At 59.1% G+C, this 3406-nt stretch carries 4 protein-coding genes; 1 reads left to right on the forward strand and 3 read right to left on the reverse strand.

Annotated elements, in window-relative coordinates; translation table 11 throughout:
- Positions 1 to 621 precede the first annotated feature (621 nt).
- Positions 622 to 1707: a hypothetical protein gene (locus R6U20_RS11645; protein WP_410338026.1), complete on the forward strand. Its 1086-nt coding sequence runs from the start codon at positions 622 to 624 to the stop codon at positions 1705 to 1707.
- A 131-nt stretch (positions 1708 to 1838) separates the two neighbouring features.
- Here the strand turns inward: R6U20_RS11645 and R6U20_RS11650 are convergent, their stop codons facing one another.
- From R6U20_RS11650 to R6U20_RS11660, 3 genes are read right to left on the reverse strand one after another with little or no spacing between them, the layout of a single operon-like run.
- A complete protein-coding gene (locus R6U20_RS11650; protein ID WP_410338027.1) occupies positions 1839 to 2396 on the reverse strand; it encodes a peroxidase-related enzyme in 558 nt (185 codons plus the stop codon).
- 15 nt (positions 2397 to 2411) lie between these two features.
- The gene (locus tag R6U20_RS11655; protein ID WP_410338028.1) at positions 2412 to 2717 is read right to left on the reverse strand and encodes an anti-sigma factor family protein; all 306 of its coding nucleotides are present in this window, start codon (positions 2715 to 2717) and stop codon (positions 2412 to 2414) included.
- Positions 2718 to 2725: 8 nt separating this feature from the next.
- Complete coding sequence (locus tag R6U20_RS11660; RefSeq protein WP_410338029.1) at positions 2726 to 3325, reverse strand: RNA polymerase sigma factor; 600 nt, start codon at positions 3323 to 3325, stop codon at positions 2726 to 2728.
- Positions 3326 to 3406 lie beyond the last annotated feature (81 nt).

A 3406-nucleotide genomic window follows, 5' to 3' on the forward strand; every position in this document is an offset into this window, starting at 1 on the left:
AACTCACATGCCTCTTCACACACTCGGATTTTTGTCATTCTGAGGAGCGCAGCGACGAAGAATCTCTTCGAGCCGAGCGGAACCAAGGGCGGATCGCTGTCTCTCTGCGGTCTGATTCCGCCGATTCCGGGGAGATCCCTCGACTGCGCTCGGGATGACGTGCCGGGGGCGTGGGAATGCCGGTTCTGTGAAGGCTCGCTCAGGTTTTGTCGTGTACTGTGATCAAAATGAGGGTTGACAGAGCAATAGTGCCGCCTTCGCCCCCGTCTTGGAGCAACAACGTTCTGAAGACGGTGTCTCCAGAGGGCCCTCCGTAAGCCCAAACTCTGATTGGACGTGGAGAGACAGCAGGCATGGAAAGGGAAGCATGACGGTAGAGAGCAGGCCCCCCGTCAAAGCACAACACAATATCATCCTGACGATGCAATCGCCCTGCGGTTGCTTTTCCACGTGCACATCTTTTCTTTACGATATGGAACATGGGGATGTCATACATACGATGTGGCGACAAATATACGAAGTGAGTAGTTTGATGGATACACATGCTCTTTTCGCAAAGAGCGTGATGTTGCACACCTCCCCTAATCCTGATTCTTTCCATATCACATCCAACTTGATGCTATGCTACGCGCACTCTCCATAGTCACGGGTGGATGCGCCCTGCTTGCCGCCGTATGGGCGCTTGGCACACCGGCTCAGCCCAACGCCGCAGACACGGCCGATGCCACTCCGGCCAGACAGGCCGCTGCATCACTTGAGTTGCTGCCCAACGCCCGTACCCCGGATTTCACACAGCGGCCCCGGTCGCAGTCCGCCAGCGAGCGAACATTTCGATCCGGCTCCTGGACCGAGGTTGGTGCGCAGCGCCCATCGCTCACCAATCCGCGCGCCCTCCGCGTCGCCCGGGGCGATGTGTTCTTTCGTGATCAGTCTGAGCACCGGGTGTACCGGTACACGCTTGATGGCGAGCATGTGCGCACGTATGGAGAAGGACGCGGCGTAGGACCCGGGCAGCACATGGCCGTCATGGGGTATGGCATCGCCTCCAATGGGCAGGTGGTTATGGGCGATGCGCAAGGCCGAAAAATCTCGGTGTTTAACGAGGATGGGACGGTAGAGCGCTCCGAGCGTCCCGACTTTGGTCTTATGCGACTGGGGGTGACAAGCGAGGACCAGATCGTCACGCTGGCAGCCCCTACTGCCGTGCGGTTCCAATCCCTGCTTGGGAGGGGACATCGAGAAGGCGAGGATCTTGTGCGCAATCCGCGTGAGTCGATTGGCCTGCTAGAGGGCGGCCTGCGCGGAGATACCCAGGGCGGCGCAATTCAGTTCTCGTTCTTCTACGGCTACCTGATCCGGTGGCATAGCAATGGTACCATCGACTACATCCGCCGGATGATCGGGGACTACCCGCCGACCCCGACTGAGCCAGCTGGAGGCGCTACAAAGCGTGTTGTGGGCAACGAACTCCAGTTCCGCATCAACGACGTTTCGATCCACGACGACGAGATCCACGTGCTGGTGATCTTTCTTGAGCCGGACGAAAATCGCTATGTTGTGGATGTGTATGACCTGCCAGCGGGCGACTACCGCTACAGCTACGAGCCGCCCGAGCCCGTGCGCAGCCTGGCCGTCACCGGCGACCACGTCATTGGCGGGCAGGACACCACCTTCGCCGTGTGGGATCGCAGTGCAATCGAGGAGTGAGTCCGCCCTCAATTGGCAAATGGACCCCAGATCTCCGTTCGCAAGCTCACTGCGTTCGGGATGACGTTCGGGGAGTAAGCGCCTCGCCCACACCGCAATACTGAAACCGGATTTGATAGGAGAGGAGACGCTCAATACTCGTATCCTTCGACCTCCTCGGGGGTGAAGTTAACCCCGAGCCCGAGGGCCATGCGGTTTACGAAGTTGAAGTAGGAGGTCACCATCGCCGTGTCGAGGATGGCGGTGTCAGAGAGGCCCTTGTCGCGGAGCGCCGCGATGTCGTCTTCCGTTACGGCACCGGGGGCGGTGGTGAGGGCACGCGCATACGTAACGAGCGCCTGCTCACGCTCTGAAAGCATGTCTTCCGCATCCCCCTGAAGCACCGCGTCGATGCGGTCGTTGTCGTTCCAGTATGCGTTGAGTGCCGCGCGGTGATGCTCCACGCAGTAGGCGCAGTCGTTGGCATCGGACACGACCACAGCGATGAGTTCGCGCTCGGATCGTGAGAGGTCGGTGCGTGCAAACAGCAGCTCGCGGTACAGGTTGTGGTGCGCCTGCAGGGTCTTGGGGCGTAGGCTGTGCACTTTCAGGATATTGGCCACCTTGCCACGAGACGAGGCCACACGGTCGTATACCGCACGGAGGGATTCGGAGGCATCGTCTTCGTCGATCGTTTCAATCCAGGCCATAGAGGGCACAGTCAATTATGAGGAGTCGTCGTTGGTTGGCGGTTCGTAGTGGTCGCGCAGAAAGTGGAGCGTCTCGTCGACCAGCTCGCGGGCGGGTTCGGTGGAGCGATGAGCGGCGGGGTCTGCCTCTTTCACGAGGTCAACCGTAGTGCGGTACTGTTGCAGATACGTGCGGCAGGTTTCGCATCCGTTAATATGCCGTTCAAACTGCTCTTTGGTGGTCGTGTCGAGGCGTCCATCCACGTAGGCTTCGAGAAAGCCGTTCACCTCTTTGCAGGTGAGCATCCAGCGGCGGCGCCACTCGGTAAGAAAATTAGCCATACGGCGAACTACGAAAAATCAGAAGCAAAATGCGGGTTAAGCAAGGATCGAAGCGCCTGGCGCGCGCGGTGAAGGCGCACGCGTACGGCCCCTCGGCTGATGTCGAGGATCTCAGCGGTTTCTTTGGTCGATCGTTCCTCCAAATCTCGCAGAACGATCACCTCACGATACGAATCGGAGAGTTCGTCCAGGGCCTTGTGTACCAGTTGTTTGCGTTCGGTGCGCTCGGCAGTTTGTTCCGGATCCCACGGCTCGAACGAGCCCGTGTAGCGCCCAAACCGGAAATCAGGCTGTAAGCGCTCCATCGTCTCCTCGTCCATGGGCTGCTGGCGCTTGTTTTTACGCAACCAGCTACGCGCCAGGTTGATGCCAATGCCCGTGACCCACGACGTCAGTTTCGAGTCGCCCCGAAATGAGTCCAGGTTCTTATACGCCTGCAAAAACGTCTCTTGCACCAGACTGCGGGCCGCCTCGTCGTCATTGACGTAGCGCAGAATGATGTGGAACAGACGCGACGTTTCGGATGCAACCATGGCCTCAAAGGCGGCACGGTCGCCATTCAGAATCGCCTCGGTATCAACGCGGGAAGCAGAGGAAGCGTTGGACACAACAAGGTATGGCTATGTGCAAAAAGCGCGGACGACGTTACGACGGCTACGTATGGGCGGCACCGGAGCCGTTACACTTGT

This window comes from Longimonas sp. (genome assembly GCF_046498435.1).
Classification (GTDB): domain Bacteria; phylum Bacteroidota; class Rhodothermia; order Rhodothermales; family Salinibacteraceae; genus Longimonas.